This is a genomic window from Streptomyces sp. NRRL B-3229 (assembly GCF_000719505.1).
In the GTDB taxonomy this organism is placed as follows: Bacteria; Actinomycetota; Actinomycetes; order Streptomycetales; family Streptomycetaceae; genus Streptomyces; species Streptomyces griseorubiginosus.
Map to the genome: position 1 here is coordinate 20,635 of NZ_JOGP01000026.1, position 18,126 is coordinate 38,760.

The following is an 18,126-nucleotide window of genomic DNA, read 5'->3' on the forward strand; positions in this document are numbered from 1 at the left end:
CGCAAAGGGGCACAGCCCCGGGGTGCTGATCAGACGATGTCGGCCACCGCCGGGCACAACGCCAGCAGCTCGGACGGCCGGTGCAGCACTGCGTCGGGGGCGGCGGCGAGCAGTTCGGCCGCATCGCACTCGCCCCACAGCGCGGCCACGGTGTCGACACCGGCGGCGCGGGCTGCCGCGATGTCGGTGACGGCGTCGCCGACCATCATGGCGTCCTCGGGCCGGGCACCGAGCAACTCCAGCGCGCGCAGCACGATGTCCGGCGCCGGCTTCGCGCGTGCCACCTCGTCCGAGCCGAGGACATGGTCGAAGTGGTGCAGCACGCCGAGGGTGTCCAGCAGATGCCGGGCGCGGGCGCCGGCCTTGCCGGTGGCGATCGCCGTACGGAATCCGCGCTCGCGCAGCTCCTCGAGGAGCGAGGTGACGCCGGCGAACAGCGGGACCCGGTCGGCGAGCCGGTAGCTCTCCCGGACGAAGGGCCCCTCCATCTCCAACGGCAGCCCCATGAGCTTCATGATGTCGGGAAAATATCGGCCCAGATGGCGTTCGTACTCCTCGAACGGCGCTTTTCCGTCGCCGATGACCTCGGCATAGGCGATCGTGAACGCCTCCCGCATGACCGGGAAGCTGTCCACGATCACACCGTCGAGATCGAAGACGACCACGCTCTTGGGGTGGCTGAACGGACCGTCGGCGGCCCTGGTCGTTCCGGGGGCGAAGGCGATACCAGAGTGCATGGGGATCTCCCTGACGTCGGTATGTGGGGTTCGGTGGCGGTGGCGGCTCAGACGGCCGCCGGCACCGCGGACCGCGCGCGGTGGGCCGATTCGTAGAGCCGCTCGATGACGCCGATGGTCCGACGTGCGTCGGCGACGGCCCGGCCCTGGTATCCGGGGTCGGTCAGCAGCCGTGGCAGGGCGTCGAGTTGACGGTCGTACTCCGCTCCGATCGGTTCCTCGTCGAACGGGACCGGCGCGGATTCGCCGGCCCGGACGAGCCGCAGCTCGGAGCCGCCCGCACGGTTGGGGCTGAAGCCGAAGGTGCAGTGCAGCGAGACGGACGCCGCGCTGCCCTCGACGCGGATGACGGTGGTGTCCAGCGCCTCGTGCGACGCCCAGCTGGCCCGCAGGGCCACCGACACCCCGGTGGAGGTGACCAGGAAACCGCGCGCGGTGTCCTCCACGTCCCCGGCGCCGGCCGGGGCCGCACCCTCCCCGTGCCGCCAGGACGTGCCGTGCGCGGCCGCGTTGACGAAGTCCCCGGAGACCGTGCCGACGACCTGCTCGTAGTCGACCGCACCGAGCAGCGGAGTGACCGTGTCCAGCAGATGCCAGCCCAGGTCGACGAGGGCACCCCCGCCGGAGAGGTCGCCGCGGGTGAACCAGCCGCCCGCGTCCGGCACCCCCTTGGCCCGCACCCAGGACACCTCCACGTGCCGGATCTCGCCGGCCTTGCAGGCCACTGCGGCACCGAGGGCGGCGACGTCCGCGCGGTAGCGTGCGGCACTGCCTGCGAGCAGCACCGCGCCGGCCTCCCGCTCCGCCGCGCCCAGCCGGATCGCCTCGGCGGAGCTGAGGCAGACGGGCTTCTCCAGGAACACCGGCACACCACGCCGCAGCAGCCCGCTGGCCACCGGACTGTGCAGATGGTTCGGTACGGCGACCACGGCGAGGTCCGCCAGTTCCGTGGTCACGTCCCCGACGTCGGCCAGTACGCGGACGCCCGGCCACGCCTTCGCTGCGGCCTCGCGGGCGGCGGGCGACGGGTCCGCCACCGCGACCACCTCGTACGCAGGGTGCGCGACCAGCCGGGACAGCCAGATCTCCCGCCCCGCCCAGCCGAGCCCCACGACGGCCACGCGTACGCGCGTGGTCACAGCGTTGCCAGGGTCTCGGAGAGGATGTCGGCGATCTGGTGCATCTGCTGCTCACCGGCGAGCAGGGTGCGGTGGTGCAGCCAGATGGCGTCCGCGTACACGGCCTCGGTGTTCGGGCAGCGGGCGGCGATGCCCTCGACGGACTCGTCCGGCGCGCCCGTCTCCCAGAAGCCGTCGGAGCGGTAGATCGCGCGGAACGCGGCGAAGGCCGGCAGCCCGCGCTCGATGAGCGCGTCGACGAGCTGGTTGCGGCGTTCCGCGCTCATGCCCGGGATACGGAACATGGCCATGTAGTGCGGGTTGCGGGTGACCCGCTCGTCGATGATCTGCGGCTGTACGCCGTCGATCTCGGCCAGCAGCCCGGACAGCACCGGCCAGTTGCGTTCCCGGGTGTCGATCTGCCCACCGAGCCGGTCGAGTTGGGCGCGCAGCACGCTCGCGGAGAACTCGTTCAGCCGGAAGTTGGAGCCCGAGGTCTTGTGGTAGTAGTAACGGTCCGTGCTGGGGCGGCCGCAGCTGTGCCGCAGGAACGCCTGCTCGCGCTGCTCGGCGTCCACGAAGGTGACGAGACCGCCCTCACCGGCCGTCATCAGCTTGCCGTTCTGGAAGCTGAACGCGGCGACCGCGCCCAGCTCGCCGACCTTGCGGCCCGCCCACTCCGCCCCGTGGGCGTGGGCGGCGTCCTGGATCAGCGGCACACCGCTGTCCGCGGACAGCTTGGCCAGCGCGTCCATGTCGCACATCTGACCGGCCATGTGGACCGGCATGATCGCCGCGGTGCGCGGGGTGACGGCGTTCGCGGCGGCCACCGGGTCGATGTTGAAGGTGCCCGGGTCGATGTCCACCGGCACGGCCACGGCACCCAGCCGCTGAGCGGCCTGCGAGGAGGAGATGAAGGTGAACGCCGGCACGATGACCTCGGTGCCGGGGCCCACGCCCAGGACCTGAAGGGCCAGTTCGAGGGCATGCGTCCCGTTGGTGACCGCCAGGGCGTGCGGGGTGCCGTGGTACGCGCCGAACTCCTCCTCGAAGGTGTCGACCTCGCTGCCACCCATGCGCCACCACTGGCCCTGTTCGAGGGCGCGCACCAGTCCGGTGCGCTCGGCATCCCCGAACTGCGGCCACGCCGGGAATTCGGGCTTCGGTCGAGAATTCTGAGTCATTTCCATTTGCTCCTTCGCGGTCAAAAGCTGTGCCGCGAATCTACCGGTGAAGAACAGGCCGGGTCATCCCCCTACAGGACCCCTATGTCCCCCTTGTCAAGGGCCTTGGAGACGGTTGGCAATTCCACACCGCAAGGCGTTGCTCTAGCTTTTTCAGCAGTGCAGTCAGGCGCCTTCACCTGGAGGGGAAATGAGCGAAATACTGCTGCTGAACGGGCCCAACCTCGGCATCCTCGGCCGTCGCGAGCCCGAGATCTACGGCACCGAAACCCTGGCGGACATCGCCGAGGCCGTGGCGGACGAGATAGCCGATCAGGGCTGGAAGGTGAAGAACATCCAGCATGATTCGGAGGCGGAACTGATCCGTGCCATTCAGGAGAACTACGACACGGTCGGCGCCATTGTTAATCCCGGCGCGCTGATGATTGCCGGATGGAGTCTGCGGGATGCCCTGGCCAGTTACCCGCGACCGTGGATAGAGGTGCACATTTCCAATATCTGGGCGCGGGAGTCCTTCCGGCACGCGTCGGTGATCGCCCCGATCGCCGACGGCCTCATCGCCGGCCTCGGCTCCACCGGCTACCGGCTCGCGGCCCGGGCGCTGCTGGCCCTCGCACCCGCCGAGGCCCGATGAACGCGACCACCGCCGTCCACGGCCGCCCCGCACCGGGCGGCCGTACGGCCCGCGAGTCCACCGACCCCTGGATCCGGCGTTTCGATCCGGCCTCCGAGGCACCCGTACGGCTGGTCTGCCTGCCGCACGCCGGCGGTTCGGCCTCGGTCCACGCGCCCTTCGCCCGTGCCCTCGCCCCCGTGGCGGACGTGCTGGCGATCCAGTACCCCGGCCGCCAGGAGCGCCGCACCGAGCCGGGCATCACCCGCCTCACCGACCTGGCCGACCGCGTCGCGGACGCCCTCGCCGCCTGGGCCGACCGCCCGCTCGTCGTCTTCGGCCACAGCATGGGCGCCCTGCTCGGCTACGAGGTGACGGCCCGGCTCGAGGCGGCGGGCACCGCGCCCCGGGCCCTGGTCGCCTCCGGCCGCCGCGCGCCCTCCCGGCCCCGTGCCGGATCGGTCCATCTGCGTACCGACGAGGGGGTGTTGCAGGAACTGCGCCGACTGGGCGGTGTCGACCCCGTCTTCCTCGACGACCCGGAACTCCGCGCGATGATCCTGCCCTCGGTGCGCAGCGACTACGAGGCCATCGAGACCTACCGCCACCCGCCCCGCCCACCCCTGGGGACCCCCATCACCGCCCTGACGGGCGACACCGACCCCGAGGTCACACCGGAGGAGGCAGCGGCCTGGGCCTCCCACACCACGGCCGCCTTCGCCCTGCACACCTTCACGGGCGGCCACTTCTTCCTGGACGACCACATGACCGAGGTGCTGACGATCCTGCGCGGCCTGCTGAAACCGGCCTGAACATCAACAACGCCCTCCCGAAGAAGGGCAAATGGGCCGCGAACTGCGGTCGGTCCGCCTGGGGCGGCAGCGATCGGAGGTGGTCGATACCGGTCTGCCACTTGTTGATCAGGTACTGCTCGTCGATCCGCTCGGCGTCGCGCGGACATGAGTGACTCGGTTCAGCTGCGACCGTTCGTGGCAGCGTGAGCCGGAGGCCGCTGGACAACTGGCGGTCCAGCGGCCCGTAAAGGCTTGTCAGGTATCAGGTGAGGGTCAGCTCCAGGACCGTGACCGACAGCGGTGGCAGGGTCGTGGTGAAGGTCGGTGCCGCTCCCGTCACCCCCGTGGTCCTCGGCACCAGCGTTGTCGGCTCCGTCAGGGTGTTCGTCGCTGTCCCGGACGGGCCTGTCAGGACCGTGGCCGTCGCCGACTTCTTCACCCCCCTCGCCAACCCCGTCAGCTCGATCGGTACGTCCAGCTTCGCCGTCCCGTAGTTCACCGCCGCCAAGTACACGTGCTTACCCGTGCGGGTCACCACCGTCGCCAAGCTCGGCAACGCCCGTGTCGTCGCCGGAAGTACCAGCTCGCCGAGCCTGCTCGTCAGCATCTGCTGGGCCCAGTAGCTCGGCGAGACATAGCTCGTCAGGTTGTCGTAGGCGATCAGGTTCGTCGCCCAGACGTTGTTGTTGACGTTGGAGAACAGCGGGGCGTAGCACTCCATCAACACCTGGTCGGAGTTGCGGATCAGGCCTGCCAGCCAGGACGCGTCGCCGAGTGCCGCGTTCAAGTCCGGTGTGGGGCGGCCTTCTTGTGCCGCCCATTCGCCGACGAAGACCTTCGTCGACGACCGGTCCCTGTTGTCGTACTTGTGCGTTGCGGCCTGGGCCGCCGACGGGGCCAGGTAGTAGTGCTCGTCGATCAGGTCCGGCGTGCGGCTCGTCACCGTAGTCGTCGCTATCAGCTTCAAGTGCGGGTGCTTCGCCTTGATCGCGTCGTAGAACGCCGTGAAGCGCGCGTCGTACGACCCCGAGCCGTCGAACCAGTCCTCGTTGCCGATCTCCACGAACTCCAGCGGGAACGGCTTCGGGTGGCCGTCCGCCGCCCGGCGAGCGCCCCACGTGCTCGTCACCGGGCCCGTCACGTACTCGATCTCGTCCAACGCGTCCTGGACGAAGGGCTGGAGAGCGTCGCCCGTGACGTGGTCGCCCCTCAGGGTGTAGCCGGCGAAGACCGCCAGGACCGGCTGGGCCTTCATGTCCTCCACCCACTCCAGGTACTCCAGCAGGCCCAGGCCGTCCGTCGACCAGTAGCCCCACGCGTCGTCCAGGTGGCCGGGGCGTTCCCAGACCGGGCCGATCGTGTTCTTCCAGTTGAAGCGGGTCGCGATCGTGTTGCCCTCCAGGAAGTTGCCGCCCGGGAAGCGCAGGAACCTCGGCTTCAGGGCGATCAACTTGTCCATCAGGTCCACCCGGAGACCGTTCGGGCGGTTCTTGTGCGTGGGCGGGAAGAGGGAGACGTGCTGGAGCCACAGGGTCTCGCCGGACGCGGAAGGGTCGGCCGTCGTCACCGTCAGGCGGGCGTCGCCCGTCACCGGGACGCCCGCCCCCGTCCGCAGGGTCAGTTCGTACGGGCGGTCCGGGAAGGTCGTACCGACATGGGACACCCGAGCCGACGCGTACACCGTCCCCCCGTCCGCCGACTCGATGGACACCGTCAGCGGGCCCAGCCTGCGGGACGCCTTCGCGAACAGGCGGGCCGTGTACGTCGTTCGGGGACGGACCGGGATGCCCCAGAAGCCGTCGTTCGAGACGCCCGCCCGGCTCCCGGCGCCCGTACCGCTCGGCAGCGCCACCTTCAGCGAGCGGTTCAGCGCCTCGTTCAAGGGGGCCCCAGTGTCCAGCGTCAGCGTCGTACCGCCCACCGCCGACCAGTGCACCGGTGACGTGTCGCTCGCCATCATCGAGCGGTTCTGGACCAGTTCGGCGTAGATGCCGCCCTCGCCCGAGTGGTTGATGTCCTCGAACATCAGGCCCGGAAGGATGGGGGAGACCGCGTGTGCCGGGGTCGACACGTCCACGCTCAGCAGGGGGGTCGTCGAGTCCACCGGGACGCCCGCCAGCGTGGCCACCTGGTCCGAGGTGAGGGCCGTGGGGAAGAGTTGTACGTCGTCTATCTGGCCGTGGAACTGGTCCACCTGGCCGCCGCCGTACAGGGCACGGCCGATCGCCGTGGCCCCTGTGCCGGCCCAGCCCGCCGCATACGCCGTCTCCCCTTCCAGCACGCCGTTCACGTACAAGCGGGTCACGCCGGACACCGGGTCGTTGACGCCCACCAGGTGGGTCCAGGTGTTCACCGCCGGGGCGGACGCGGCCGCCGCCACCGCCGCACCCTGCGTCGCGTCGGACGCCAGGCGGGCGAAGGCGAACGTGCCCGTGTCGTCGCGCAGGCCCAGGTAGAAGGCGCTGACCACCTTGCCGTCGATGCTCACGGCCGTCTGGTAGCCGCCCAGTTGGGCGAGGTTGACCCAGGCGGACACCGAGAAGGCCGCCGAGGTGTCCACTACGGGGGCGGAGGCCGTCGCGTTGCCGCCCGCCGCCAGGTTCAGGCTGTGCGCGCCCACCTTGCCGGCGCCCCAGCCCGCCGCGCCCTGGAGGGTCGCCGTGTGGGCGTTGCCGGACGTGTCGGCGGCCGTGGTGCCGCTGCCCTCGTCGAAGGTCCAGTGGGCCGACGGGGTGGGGAGGGCGACGGGGGCGGTCGTCGCTGCGGGGGCCGCTACGGCGGGGAGGGACCCGGCGAGGGGACCGGCCAGGGACGCGACACCGATGGCGGTCAGGACGGCTCTGCGGGACGGCCCGGGTTCTGAGGGCATGCACGGCTCCTTTGAAATGGGATGTGTCATGGGAGGGTTGGTGAGGGTCACGGCGCGATGTCCCACTGCTGGCACGTGTTGTCCAGCTGCTGCCACTGCCGTACGACCGTCCCGTTGGCCGTGCCGCAGTTCGTCACGTCCAGCGTCATACCGGTGTTGACGTTGGAGATCGTGTAGTGGCTGCCGACCCGCGTGACGTCCCACTGCTGGCAGGTGTTGCCCAGCGACGCCCACAACTGGACGGCCGTGCCGTTGGACTGGCCGCAGTTCTTGTCGTCCAGGACCGTGCCGCTGTTGACGTTGGTGATGGTGTAGTGGCCGTTGTCCGCGCTCGCGAACTTCCACTGCTGGCAGGTGTTGCCGAGCGAGGCCCACAGGTCGATCGAAGTCCCGTTGCCCGTACCGCAGTTCACCGCGTCCAGCACCTTGCCGGAGTTGGTGTTGGTCAGGCGGTAGGCGGTGCCGGTGACCGGGAAGGCCGGGGTCGGGGTGGTGTAGCCGACCGAAGTGATGTTGGCCTGTACGGCGTTGTCGGCGGCGTCCGTCGGGTAGCCCGCGGTCATCACGCCCTCGAAGAAGGAGCCGTCCGAGCCGTTGCTGTTGTCGCCGCCGGTACCGAGGACGATGGCGCCTTCCTTGTGCATCGGGGCGTAACCGCTCGTCGTCGGCAGTGCTCCGTTGTAGAAGGTGCTGAGGGAGCCCGACTGCGCGTTGCCTCCCTTGATCGCGTACGTCGTCGTGCCGTTGTTCTTCTCCAGCGCGGTGACGTACTCGCTTGAGGTGCCCGTGTTGCCGGAGTAGGCGCCGTTCGCCCCGAAGAACAGGCCGTTCTCCAGGTCCGCTTCGACCCAGGGCCCGGAACCGGTGCACGAGAACCAGCACTCCGTACCGAAGTTGATCGCGTCCATGTGACCGTTGCCGGTGTCGTTGCCGGACGTCTCGGCGTTGCCGTAGTCGAAGCAGCAGCGGTTGTTCACGTGATGGCCGCTGGTCACCATGTACGCGCCCTCGGGGGAGCTGCCGGTCGCGATGCCCGTGGTGCTGTTGTCGCGGTAGCCGACGCCGGCCGACACGAAGACGCCGTACGCCGCGTGCCCGGCCACCGTGACCGGGAGGGCGTCGGCGATCGCGCCCACGTCCTGGCCGCCGTTGCCGCCGGGGCCCTCGATGGTCAGGTTGTTGTGGTTCGGGCTCTGGTCGTAGATCTCGGTGATCGTGCAGGTCGTGCCGGAGCAGAAGGAGTTCTGGGCCGCCGCGTTGGCGTAACCGCCCGCGCTGAGCACGCCGATGTTCGTCGTAGCCCCGTCCGAGGCGCGCTTCACCTGGTAGAGGGCGCCGCTGTACGAGGCGTAGAGCGCCCGGGTGGTGCTGTGGGCCGCGGCGCAGGGGGTTCCGGCCGAGGCGTAGATGTCACAGGGGAGGGACGAGGCGGCTGCTGCTGTGCCGGCCGTGCCCACCACTCCGGCGAGGATGCCGGCGAGGAGGGTGAGGGCCGCGCATACCGCCGGCAGGAGCCCTCTCAGACGTCGGTGGGCTGTCACTCGACCTTTCACGGTGAACCTCTTCCGTCGTTCGTGCGGGTGCCGTGTGTTCCGGGAAACGGGGATGTGGGCGCTAACAAACCCGGGGCCCTCACGAAGCGTCAGTCGCGGCGCAGACGTGGGGGAGGGTGGGGGGAAAGAGGGTGGGGAAGGGCTGACCTGCGCACACGCCGTCCACGTGTGATCGGTCGGGAGGGAGCGTTCGCTCTCGCGGCTCCGTCTTTTTACGGCCGTATGAATACCGGGTCAACACGGTTGCACAGTCAAGAGTCCGGAAACAAAAGCTGTGCCGTCTGTTTACCCGAGTTCACAGAGTCGCCGCCAGTGATCTTTGGGCGGCCGATAACCGCTGCTCAGAGCCGACTTGACGAATTCCCGACGCGCGGAGATTTCGGTCCTCACGGCGTCCGGATCACCTTGACCCTCCAAGAATGTGTGCGCTAACAATTCGTCACGTCGTATCCAGCACGTCGTATCCAGCGCGACGTATCCGGCACGAGGGCGTGTGAGGAGGCAGGACGTGGACGGAGAGCGTGCCCCGGTGATGGCGGACGTGGCCCGGATCGCGGGTGTCTCGCACCAGACCGTCTCCCGGGTCCTCAACGACCACCCGAACGTACGGGACCGCACCCGGGAGCGGGTCCTCGCCGCCGTACGCGAACTCGGTTACCGGCCCAACGCCGCCGCCCGCACCCTGGCGACCCGGCGCACCCGCACCCTGGGTGTCATCAGCTTCAACACCACGCTCTACGGCCCGGCTTGCATGCTCTACGGCATCGAGCAGGCCGCGAGGGAGTACGACTACTTCGTCACCGTGGCGGCCGTCGGCACCCTCGACCGGCGTTCCGTCCTCGACGCCGTCGACCGGCTGCGGAACCAGGGGGTCGCCGGAATCGTCGTCATCGCACCGCAGACCGCGGCGGTCGGCGCACTGGCCAACGTGCCGAGGGACGTGCCCCTCGTCGCGGTCGGCTGCGGCACCCACACCGCGCTGGTCTCGGTCGCCGTGGACAACGAGGCCGGTGCCGAACTCGCCACCTCCTACCTTCTCGACCTCGGCCATCGCACCGTGCACCACCTGCTCGGACCGCGCACCTGGCTCGACGCCCAGGAACGCGAGGCCGGTTGGCGGGCCGCCCTGGAGAAGCGGGGCGCTCCGGTGCCCGAACCCCTGGCCGGTGCCGACTGGACGGCCCGTACCGGATACGAGCACGGCCGCAGGATCGCCGACGACCCGGGGGTCACCGCGGTGTTCTGCGCCAACGACCACATGGCCCTCGGGCTGCTGCGGGCCCTCCAGCAGGCCGGGCGCCGGGTGCCGGAGGACATCAGCGTCGTCGGTTTCGACGACATGGCGGAGACCGAGTACTTCGGCCCCTCCCTGACCACCGTCCGCCAGGACTTCGACGAACTCGGCCGCCGTGCCCTGCACGCGCTCATCGAGATCGTCGGTGATCCGGACTCCGGGATCCCGGCGTCCGGCCGCAGACCCCACATCGTGATACCGCCCAGCCTTGTCGTGCGGGCCTCGGCGACCCGCCCGCGACACCGAACAGAGAGCCCGACATGACCGACGTCAAGTAGTCATCGGTTCAGCAAGTCCCGCCCCTGCAAAGCCTTTTGCGAGCACCAGCCTCACGAAGCGTGAAGCAGGGCGCCTGAAGCCCGGCCTCGGCCCCACCGCGCCAAGCGGGCGGCCCCCCAACGGCTCTGACATCAAGTCAGATGAGCCTGCCCACCCGCAACGGTCTCCCGACACGGGCATGCCGTGCGCACGCCTGCGCCCCGCCTCACCCATCCACCAAGTCACCCCCTTCAGAAGGGCGTTGATCCACCATGCTCCGCACCAGAAGGTCCCGCACCCTGGCCACCGCGACCGCCGTGCTCCTCTGCCTCGCCGCCACCGGCTGCTCCAAGAGCGCGGGCGGCTCCGACACCGCGGGTTCCGGCAGCGGCACCAAGGCCGCCGCCCCGATCACCCTGGCCGGTTCGGTCACCTTCAACCAGGCCGACCTCGCCAAGCTCGACGCGGCGCTGAAGTCCGCGCTGGCCGGCAAGGACCTGTCCAAGGTCGACATCGCGATGGTCGTGAACGTGGCCGCCGACTACTGGAAGGCCGGCCAGGTCGGCTTCCTCAAGGGCTGCTCCGACCTCGGGATCGCGAAGAGCAAGTGCACCTACTTCGCGCCGCCCAACGGCAAGCTCACCGAGCAGAACTCCGAGCTGGAGACGCTGCGTTCGCAAGGCGTCACCGGGTACTCGATCTCCGCGATCGACCCGACCTCGGCCGCCGGGACCATCCACGCCGACGTCCAGAAGGGCATCAGCGTCCTCGCGATCGACTCCCCGCTGCCCGGCACCGACGCCGCCTCGCTCTACCTCGGCACCCCCAACTACACCGCCGGCTTCCAGGCGGGCACCGCGATGAAGCAGGTCCTCGGCGGCAAGGGCAAGGTGGCCATCCTGGTCGGCTCGCTCACCGCGTCCAACGCCACCCAGCGCATCGCCGGCTTCGAGGCCGCCCTCAAGGGCACGAAGATCACGGTCGCCCAGAAGGTCAACGACAACCTCCAGGCCAGCACGGCCACTTCGGACGCCGAGACCATCCTCGCCAACAACCCGGACGTCAACGGCCTCTACGGCGTGTACTCCTACGACGGCCCCGCGCTGGCCCAGGCCGTCACCTCGGCCGGCAAGACGGCCTCCGTGCACATCGTCTCCGACGACTCCGACGCCCAGACGCTCAAGTTCATCAAGTCCGGGGTGATCTCCGGGACCGTCGTCCAGATGCCGTACCAGCAGGGCTGCACCGGGGCGTACATCCTGGCCGCGGAGAAGGTGCTGGGCAAGGACAAGACGATGGCGCTCGTCAAGCCCTATCTGGAGAAGGACGGTTCGACCCTCAGCTCCGGCGTCGGCCTGGTCACCAAGTCCGACCTCGGCGCCTACCAGTCCCTCGAGTCGCAGCTCGGGATCGGCTGAGCATGACGGCCACCGATGAAACCCCGGACCGCGCGGTCACCGCGCGGCTGCGGGGCGTCCACAAGTCGTACGGCCCGGTGCGCGTCCTCGATCTGCCCGAACTCGACCTCTACGCCGGGCAGGTGATCGGCGTGGTCGGCGAGAACGGGGCCGGGAAGTCCACCCTGATGGGCACCCTGGCCGGCTCGGTGCACCGGGACGGCGGCGAGATCCTCGTCGACGGGGAGCCGCTGCCCCCCGGGTCCACAGAGGCCGCGGGGCAGCTCGGCATCGCCATGGTCTCCCAGGAGTTCCCGCTGGTCGGACAGCTCTCGGTGGCCGAGAACCTGCTCCTCGGCCGCCGCCCGCGCGAGTCGAAGCGACGGCTCCTGGTGGACCGTACGGCACAACGCGACGAGGCGAAGGCGATGCTCGCGGAGATCGGGCTGTCCGCCGAGACGATCCCGGTGCACCGCGAGGTCCGCACGCTGCCGGTGCCGACCCGGCAGATGATCGAGATCGCCAAGGCGTGGGGCCGTGAACCCAAGCTGCTGATCCTGGACGAGCCGACGTCCTCGCTGGGCCCGGTCGAGGCCGGCATGGTGCTGGGTCTGGCCCGCCAACTCGCCGACCGCGGCGGGACCGTGCTGTTCATCGGGCACCGGCTCGACGAGGTGCGGGAGATCAGTGACCGTGTCCTGGTGCTGCGCAACGGCCGACTCGTCGCCGACCTCGAACCGGCCGAGGCCACCGAGGAACGGCTGATCCGGGAGATGGTCGGCGGCGAGGTCGCCCAGGGCGCACCGAAGGCACCGCCCGCCACCAACCCGGTCCTGCTCCAGGTCGAGGGCCTGACCGCGGACGGCCTCGGACCGGTCGACCTCGACGTGCGCGAGGGCGAGATCCTGGGCGTGGCCGGGCTGATGGGCTCCGGCCGCAGCCGCCTGGTCCACACCGTCGCCGGCGCGCAGCCCGCCACCGGCGGCCGCATGCTGCTGGGCGGCGAGCCCTACCGGCCGCGCGGCGCCGGGGACGGGGTGGCGGCCGGGATCGCGCTGATCCCCGAGGACCGCAAGGAACAGTCGCTCGTCCTGTTCGCGTCGATCCGGGCCAACGTCGTCGTCTCGGTGCTCAGGCGGATCAGCACCCGGGGCCTGCTCGGTCCCGGCCGCGAACGTGCCGAGGCGCGCAGGATCACCGAGAACGTCAACGTACGGATGCAGTCGGTGGAGCAGCCCATCGGCTCGCTGTCCGGCGGCAACCAGCAACGCGCCATCTTCGGGAGGGCGTTCGCCGCGGAGCCGCGCCTGCTGCTCCTCGACGAGCCCACCCGCGGGGTGGACGTGGGAGCCAAGGCGGAGATCTACAAGCTCATCGACCAGGCCGCCGAGCAGGGCATGGGGATCGTGGTCGCCTCCTCCGAACTGGAGGAGCTGCTGTGGATCTGCCACCGCATCGCGGTGATGAACCACGGGCGGGTGGTCGAGGTCATCGACCGGGCCGACGCCACCAAGGAACGGATCATGACGGCCGCGGCCGGAACCGCCTCTCTCGAGAACCGTCACGTGACGAACGGAGCCACAGCATGAGCGCGCAGAGCACGCTCGCCCCGAACGAGGTCGCGCCGCCGCGCCGTTCGGCCGCGTCGACCCTCGCCCGCAGACTCGCGGCCTCCCCGGAGGCCGGCGTCATCATCGCCTGCGTGGTGGTGTTCGTGGCCATCGCCGCCAACGCCGAGACGTACACGGCGGTCGGCAACCTCCAGGTGATGGGCCGCGACCTGTCCCAGGTCGGCATCCTCGCGATCGGCGAGTCCCTGGTCATCCTCACCGGGGGCATCGACCTGTCGGTGGGCGCCCTCGCCGGTCTGGCCGGCATCCTGGCCGGCTGGATGAACGTGAACGAGGGCCTGCCCGCGCCCCTCGCCATCCTGCTCACCCTGGTCGTCACCGCGGGCGTCGGCCTCTGGCACGGCGTGATGGTCACCCGCCTCAACGTGCCGCCCTTCGTGATCACCCTGGTCACCTACACCGTCGCCCAGGGCACCGCGCTCGCCATCACCAGCGGCTCGCCCATCAACGACCTCGACCCGCTGTTCAGCAACCTCAGCCAGTACTACATAGGCCAAGTCCCGGTCCCGGCACTGTTCTTCGTCGGAGCAGCGGCCGTCGCCTGGTTCGTCCTGGAGCGCACCTATGTGGGACGCCAGATCTACGCCGTCGGCGGCAACAAGGAGGCCGCCCGGCTCGCCGGCATTCCCACGGGCCGCCGGATCACCTCCGCCTATGTCGCCAGCTCCGCCCTCGCGGGTCTCGTCGGCGTTCTGGTCATCGGCCGTATGAACGTGGCCGACCCGTCGGTCGGCGCGGGCTGGGAACTGACCGCGATCGCCGCGGCGGTGGTCGGCGGGATGTCCCTCTCGGGCGGCGAGGGCCGTATCGCCGGCATCGCGGCGGGCGCCATCCTGCTGGAGTTCATCACCAACGGCCTGCTCGCCCTCAAGGTCAGCCCCTACGACCAGCAGGTCGTCCAGGGTGCGGTCCTCGGCGTCGCGATCCTCCTGGACCGGGCCCGCGCACGGTACTTCGGCAAGAGCCGGAGTTAGGAGCGGGAGCTGGTGGCCGGAGCTAGGGAGCGGGGTGCATGAACGCACCGGGCCGATCGAGCCATCGCGAGACGCTCCCGAAACCGGCGGGGCGGGTGAGGCCCTTACGATTTGCTCACCATGCTGCGGTTGAGAGTGCTCGGGTCCGTCGAGGCCGATGTGAACGGCGTGCGGGTAGGGCTGGGAGGACCACGGCAGCGTGCCGTTCTCGCGCTGCTGCTCTGCGCGCGCGGCAGGGTGCTGTCCGCGGACCGGATGATCGAGCAGGTGTGGGAGGGCAGGCCGCCGACGCGTGCCCTCGCCTCCTTGCAGGCGTACGTGTCGAATCTGCGGCGGATCCTGGAACCCGGCCGGGCACCCCGGGCCCGTGCCGAGGTCCTGGTCAGCGACGCGACCGGATACGCCGTGCGGGTACCGGACGAGGCGGTGGACGCCTGGCGTTTCGAGAGCGCGGTGTGCCGGGCGCGCGAGGCAAGGTCGGCGCGCGAAGCCCGGGAACTCGTCGAGGAGGCGCTGGGCTGGTGGCGCGGGCCTGCCTACGCGGAGGTCGCCGATGCCGGGTGGGCCCTCGCCGAGGTCGCGCGCCTCGACGAACTGCGCCTGAGCGCACAGGAGCTGCTGATCGACGCGCTGGTCCGTGACGGGCGGTGGAGCGAGGCGGTGGCGTCGGCCGAGGTACTGACCCGGGAGCACCCGCTGCGCGAGGAGGGCTGGCGGCTGCTGGCCACGGCGCTGTGGGGCGCGGGACGGCGGGGCGACGCGCTGGACGCTCTCAGGCGCAGTCGGCGCATCCTGCACGACGAACTCCGCCTCGCGCCGGGACCCGCGCTGGTCGAGCTGGAGCGGGCCATCCTCGGGCGGCGGGAGGATCGTCCTCTCGGGCGACGGGAGGACCGTCCCCCAGGGCGGCTGGAGGACCGCCCGGCGCAGCGGATGCCCCGGCCCGACGACTGGACGGCGCGGCGGGACATGCCACCGGGGCCTGACCCCGCGACGAGACCGCCGGGGCCTGCCTCCGCGAGGAAGAATCCGGGACCCGCCCCTGCGAGGAAGCCGCCCACCGGCGCCCCCGCCCCCGCCCCGGGCACGGACGGTACCCGGCTTCCCTCCGGCACGGCCCCTCGGGCGGCACGTGACGCCGACTCCGGCCCCGCCCCGTCCCTCACTGATCACCGGGCGCCCCGCGCCGACGAGCTCTTCGTCGGCCGGGACGACGAGCTGAGGACGATCGAACGCGCCGCCCGGGAAGGACGCCTGACCGGAGGCGTCGTGCAGATCACCGGCGAGCCCGGAGTCGGCAAGACCCGGCTGCTGGGGCGAGCGGTCCAGTGGCTGCGCGACGAGGGATGGCAGGTCGCCGTGGGACGCTGCCCCGAGTTCGACGGGGCCCCGCCCGCCTGGGCCTGGGTCGAGGCGCTCCGGGACCTGGCCCGACGGGTGCCGCCGGAGGACCCGGAGGCGGTGGCCGCGCTGGTCGGCGAAGGGGCGGACGGTCCCGGCGGCCCGGCCGACGCCGTTGCCGGACGGTTCTCGCTGCACCGGGCCGTGGCGGCCTGGACGGCACGCGCCGTCACCGAGGCGGGCCCCCTGGCCGTCGTCCTCGACGACCTCCACCGCGCCGACACCGAGACCCTCGCCCTGCTGGAACACCTCACCGCGGTCGACGGACCGCCCCTGCTGGTGCTCACCGCCCACCGTCCCACCGAGGCCGCCCGGCGGCTCACCGGCACGCTCGCCCAGCTCGCCGCCCGGTCACCGCACCGCATCGCCCTCGGGGGACTCGCCGACGACGACGTACGGGCCCTGGTGAACGCCGTCTGCGCCGCACCCGTCGACCGGCACACCCTCGCCGCGCTCACCGAGCGCACCGGCGGCAACCCCTTCTACGTGCGCGAAAGCGCCCGGCTGCTGGCCAGCGAGGGTTCCCTGGTGGCGCTGTCCGAGGTGCCGCAGGGTGTCCGGGACGTGCTGCGCCGGCGCCTGGCGCGACTGCCCGCGTACGCCTTCGAGGTGCTGCGGCTCACCGCCGTGGTGGGGCGGGAGGCAGAAGTGGAGGTGCTCGTGCGCGCCTCCGAGGCCGGCGAGGAGGCCGTCCTGGAAGGACTGGAGGCCGCGGTCGCGGCCGGGCTGCTCGTCGAACCCGGGCCTGGACGGGTGCGCTTCGCGCACGCGCTCGTCCGGGACACCCTCTACACCGACCTGACCCGGCTGCGGCGCGGGCGCACCCACGCCCGGATCGCCGAGGCCTTGGGCGAGCTGCGCCCCGCCGGGTCCACCGCACTCGCCCACCACTGCGCCCGCTCCGGTACGGCCGCCCTGGCCCCCCTCGCCGTCGAACACGGCCTGCGGGCAGCGGAGTTGGCCGAACGGCGCTACGCCCACGACGCCGCAGTACGGATGCTGGAGCAGGTCGTTGAGTCCTACGAGCGGATACCGGCACCCGGCGGTGACCGGGACGCCCGGCGGGTCGAGCTGCTCGGGAAGCTGCTGCGGGCGCAGGTGCGGGCGGGCACCACCCTCGCCGCGCGGCGGACCAGGGGACAGGCGATCGAGATCGCTGAACAGGCCCGGCGGGAGGACCTGTTGACCGCCGCTCTCACCGGATGGCAGGTGCCCACACCCTGGCAGACGCGCCCCTACGGCTTCGTCGACCGGCCCCTCGTCGCCGCCCTGGAACGGCTCCTCGCCGCCGACCGCGCCGCCCCGGGCACCCGCTGCCTCCTCCTCGACACCCTCGTCGCCGAACTGGCCGGCGAGGACGATGCCGCGCGGGTGGTGACGGCCGCCCGGGAACTGGTCGCCGTGGCCCGGCAGTCCGACGACCCGGCCCTGCTCGCCCTGGCACTGGCCTCGGCGGCCAAGTGCCGCTCCTACGAACGGGCCGTCTCCTTCCGGGCCCGCACCTCCGCCGAGCTGCGCCCCCTCGCCGAGCGGCTCGACCTGCCGGTCTACCGGTGGGTGTGCGAGTTCATCGACGGCAGCGTCGCGGGCGCGCTGGGCGACCCCGACGCGCTGCGGCGGCACGCCGAGGCCGGCCTTGACCTCGCCCGCCGCTACCGGCTCGTCGAGCCGGAGGCCGTGCACCAGGCCAGCCTCGCCATGCTGGCGCATGTCCGCGGCGACTTCGACGAGGCCGTGCGCGGCTACGACGAGGTCGGCGCCCTGATGCACCGGCACGGCATGATGCACGCCCAGAACTTCCACGAACTCGGCCTGATCACGGTGGGGTTGGGAAGGGGGCCGGGCCTGGAACCGGGCGCGGAGGCCGCGGAACTGGCCCGCGAGCGCTACGAACGCAACGGACCCATCGACGGGGACACCTACGCGCTGGTGCTGGCCCGGCAGGGCCGCATCGCAGAGGCCCGCGCGATCCGGCGCGCCCCCCTGCGCCACGACCACCACCACACCCGCAACACCGGCATCCGGGCAGAACTGGCCGCGCTGCTCGGGCTACGGGCCGAGGCGCCGGAACTGATCCGCCAACTCCTGCCCGTACGCGACCAGTTGTCCGGAGCCGCCTACACCGTGTTCGCGATGCGGCCGGTGGCGCACTACCTCGGCCTGCTGCACCGGCTGACCGGCGACGAGAAGGCGGCCGTGCGCTCCTTCGAGCGGGCGGAGATGGTCGCGCGGCGGTGGGGTGCGGAGCACTGGGCCGCCGCCGCGCGTGACGAGCGGGATCGGTAGGGCGGGGGTAGGTCTGT

Annotated in this window: 12 protein-coding genes; 7 read left to right on the forward strand and 5 right to left on the reverse strand. The window is 71.2% G+C overall.

Going from position 1 to position 18,126, the window contains the following annotated elements:
* Positions 1-29: 29 nt before the first annotated feature.
* The 3 genes from IF54_RS0132300 to IF54_RS0132310 are packed head-to-tail and all read right to left on the reverse strand — an operon-like array spanning position 30 to position 3,039.
* Positions 30-737: an HAD-IA family hydrolase gene (locus tag IF54_RS0132300; protein ID WP_078852180.1), complete on the reverse strand. Its 708-nt coding sequence runs from the start codon at positions 735-737 to the stop codon at positions 30-32.
* A gap of 47 nt (positions 738-784) precedes the next feature.
* Positions 785-1,876 (reverse strand): Gfo/Idh/MocA family protein, encoded by a 1,092-nt coding sequence (locus IF54_RS0132305; protein WP_030325266.1) that lies wholly within the window; start codon positions 1,874-1,876, stop codon positions 785-787.
* The gene (locus tag IF54_RS0132310; protein ID WP_030325268.1) at positions 1,873-3,039 is read right to left on the reverse strand and encodes a DegT/DnrJ/EryC1/StrS family aminotransferase; all 1,167 of its coding nucleotides are present in this window, start codon (positions 3,037-3,039) and stop codon (positions 1,873-1,875) included. The genes IF54_RS0132305 and IF54_RS0132310 overlap by 4 nt, the downstream gene beginning before the upstream one ends.
* Before the next feature lie 190 nt (positions 3,040-3,229).
* On the opposite strand from IF54_RS0132310, the gene IF54_RS0132315 reads away from it, so the two are divergent.
* Positions 3,230-3,673: a type II 3-dehydroquinate dehydratase gene (locus IF54_RS0132315; protein WP_030325270.1), complete on the forward strand. Its 444-nt coding sequence runs from the start codon at positions 3,230-3,232 to the stop codon at positions 3,671-3,673.
* Entirely contained in the window at positions 3,670-4,464 is a 795-nt protein-coding gene (locus IF54_RS0132320; RefSeq protein ID WP_078852181.1) for a thioesterase II family protein, read from the forward strand. The genes IF54_RS0132315 and IF54_RS0132320 overlap by 4 nt, the downstream gene beginning before the upstream one ends.
* Positions 4,465-4,708: 244 nt before the next feature.
* On the opposite strand, the gene IF54_RS0132325 is transcribed toward IF54_RS0132320, so the two are convergent.
* The gene (locus IF54_RS0132325; RefSeq protein WP_030325274.1) at positions 4,709-7,315 is read right to left on the reverse strand and encodes a LamG-like jellyroll fold domain-containing protein; all 2,607 of its coding nucleotides are present in this window, start codon (positions 7,313-7,315) and stop codon (positions 4,709-4,711) included.
* A 47-nt stretch (positions 7,316-7,362) separates the two neighbouring features.
* Complete coding sequence (locus tag IF54_RS0132330; protein ID WP_234439118.1) at positions 7,363-8,856, reverse strand: arabinofuranosidase catalytic domain-containing protein; 1,494 nt, start codon at positions 8,854-8,856, stop codon at positions 7,363-7,365.
* 544 nt (positions 8,857-9,400) lie between these two features.
* Here IF54_RS0132330 and IF54_RS0132335 point away from each other — a divergent pair.
* The 5 genes from IF54_RS0132335 to IF54_RS0132355 all read left to right on the forward strand — a co-directional run bounded on the left by IF54_RS0132335 (position 9,401) and on the right by IF54_RS0132355 (position 18,109).
* Entirely contained in the window at positions 9,401-10,426 is a 1,026-nt protein-coding gene (locus IF54_RS0132335; RefSeq protein WP_051735624.1) for a substrate-binding domain-containing protein, read from the forward strand.
* Between the two features lie 266 nt (positions 10,427-10,692).
* Positions 10,693-11,838: a substrate-binding domain-containing protein gene (locus tag IF54_RS0132340; RefSeq protein WP_030325281.1), complete on the forward strand. Its 1,146-nt coding sequence runs from the start codon at positions 10,693-10,695 to the stop codon at positions 11,836-11,838.
* A 2-nt stretch (positions 11,839-11,840) separates the two neighbouring features.
* On the forward strand, positions 11,841-13,406 hold the full coding sequence (locus IF54_RS0132345) for a sugar ABC transporter ATP-binding protein (protein WP_030325283.1): 1,566 nt from the start codon (positions 11,841-11,843) through the stop codon (positions 13,404-13,406).
* Positions 13,403-14,422, forward strand: coding sequence for an ABC transporter permease (locus tag IF54_RS0132350; protein WP_030325286.1), 1,020 nt, complete (start codon positions 13,403-13,405; stop codon positions 14,420-14,422). Before IF54_RS0132345 ends, IF54_RS0132350 begins: the two co-directional genes overlap by 4 nt.
* 120 nt (positions 14,423-14,542) lie before the next feature.
* On the forward strand, positions 14,543-18,109 hold the full coding sequence (locus IF54_RS0132355; protein ID WP_030325288.1) for a BTAD domain-containing putative transcriptional regulator: 3,567 nt from the start codon (positions 14,543-14,545) through the stop codon (positions 18,107-18,109).
* Positions 18,110-18,126: the final 17 nt, after the last annotated feature.

Coding starts and splice junctions, on each gene's coding strand:
- IF54_RS0132350 (WP_030325286.1), top strand. CDS start 13,403: ATGAGCGCGCAGAGCACGCTCGCCCCGAACGAGGTCGCGCCGCCGCGC.
- IF54_RS0132355 (WP_030325288.1), top strand. CDS start 14,543: ATGCTGCGGTTGAGAGTGCTCGGGTCCGTCGAGGCCGATGTGAACGGC.
- IF54_RS0132320 (WP_078852181.1), top strand. CDS start 3,670: ATGAACGCGACCACCGCCGTCCACGGCCGCCCCGCACCGGGCGGCCGT.
- IF54_RS0132315 (WP_030325270.1), top strand. CDS start 3,230: ATGAGCGAAATACTGCTGCTGAACGGGCCCAACCTCGGCATCCTCGGC.
- IF54_RS0132340 (WP_030325281.1), top strand. CDS start 10,693: ATGCTCCGCACCAGAAGGTCCCGCACCCTGGCCACCGCGACCGCCGTG.
- IF54_RS0132300 (WP_078852180.1), bottom strand. CDS start 737: ATGCACTCTGGTATCGCCTTCGCCCCCGGAACGACCAGGGCCGCCGAC.
- IF54_RS0132345 (WP_030325283.1), top strand. CDS start 11,841: ATGACGGCCACCGATGAAACCCCGGACCGCGCGGTCACCGCGCGGCTG.
- IF54_RS0132325 (WP_030325274.1), bottom strand. CDS start 7,315: ATGCCCTCAGAACCCGGGCCGTCCCGCAGAGCCGTCCTGACCGCCATC.
- IF54_RS0132310 (WP_030325268.1), bottom strand. CDS start 3,039: ATGACTCAGAATTCTCGACCGAAGCCCGAATTCCCGGCGTGGCCGCAG.
- IF54_RS0132335 (WP_051735624.1), top strand. CDS start 9,401: ATGGCGGACGTGGCCCGGATCGCGGGTGTCTCGCACCAGACCGTCTCC.